Annotated in this window: 1 protein-coding gene; it reads right to left on the bottom strand. The window is 42.2% G+C overall.

All coding sequences use genetic code 11. The features are described 5' to 3' along the window. Window positions 1-92: 92 nt before the first annotated feature. A complete protein-coding gene (locus GTP27_RS23245; protein WP_161041457.1) occupies window positions 93-803 on the bottom strand; it encodes a hypothetical protein in 711 nt (236 codons plus the stop codon). Window positions 804-1,106: the final 303 nt, after the last annotated feature.

Here is a 1,106-nt window from a genome sequence, read left to right as displayed (position 1 = left end):
AAAGGAGATGGCGAGCCAGGTGTGAAAGCGATCTGGAAGGGGCTGACCAAGATACGACTCGTCGCTGAAGCGCTACGAGAAATGAACTCGGCCTACGACTGAAGCCGAGTTGTGTATAAAGGCATGCTTATAACCGAGGGATCCTCGCGATATCTTTCGCGCGATAGTATTTCTAGCATATGCTCAGAAATATTTCGAAGTCCTTGCTCACCAAGTTGACGCGGTTGCACGCCTCTCGAGAGAATTAAGTTCCTCAGTCCCTCCGTGATTGAGGTTTTTTGAACCTCTTTCGGATTATCTGAGCAAAAATATCCCATAGAGGTACCACGTTCAAAAACCACATAGTGTTGCTCATCATCTGGTAGTAGACCTAAGTCCAACGGTGAGAATGCCGCAGAGTTCGATATAACAGTTTTTGAAAGATAAAATTTATTTAGCTCAGATGGAAGATGAAATTCTGGCGCGATGTAGAAAACAGACTGCCCGGAATTTTCCAAGTTGATCAAAAGCTTGTGCTGGTCGGAGTGATTCCTTGGACGTAAGTACATCCTATAATAAGGAAGATTGGGGATTATGTGATCGTATTCTTTGGAATTTGTACGCTCTAAGCAGTCGCTTAGCTTAAATTGCAAAAATACAGGAATTCCTTGTAAGGGTATCTCCACATCATATCCCCCTCCCGCCTTTCCTTCTTGATAAAGCGAGGGAAACAATGGTGCAGCCGCTAAAGTTGCTTTATTAGCTGCAACAATCTCTTCTGTTACTGCATATCCATAGGAAAATTCTGAAAAATCTGGGCTCATTGGGTCATTAATTCTAACGTTGGAAATCAGTGGCGTATTTTAGGTATTCAGTAGAATTGACTTGGTATATTTTTTAATAATTGAAATTTACAATCTCTACGCAAATCCACAAATTTTTATAAGGTTATGTTGTACACATGCGAGGTTAACTATGCTTTCACTTCAATGTCTGTTTCTGGCCCAGACCGTGTAAAAACGTAAAACCGTGTAAACGAAACCTGCCCTGTAAACGTTGAACCAGTATCTCATGACCACGGGTGTCAAATGAAGCGCTTTATCGAAGGCGAGAATCGTGAACAAGGC

It is taken from the genome of Duganella qianjiadongensis, assembly GCF_009857915.1.
Classification (GTDB): domain Bacteria; phylum Pseudomonadota; class Gammaproteobacteria; order Burkholderiales; family Burkholderiaceae_D; genus Rugamonas; species Rugamonas qianjiadongensis.
The sequence above is the reverse complement of the archived record's forward strand: the minus strand, read 5'-3'. Positions and strand labels throughout refer to the sequence as shown.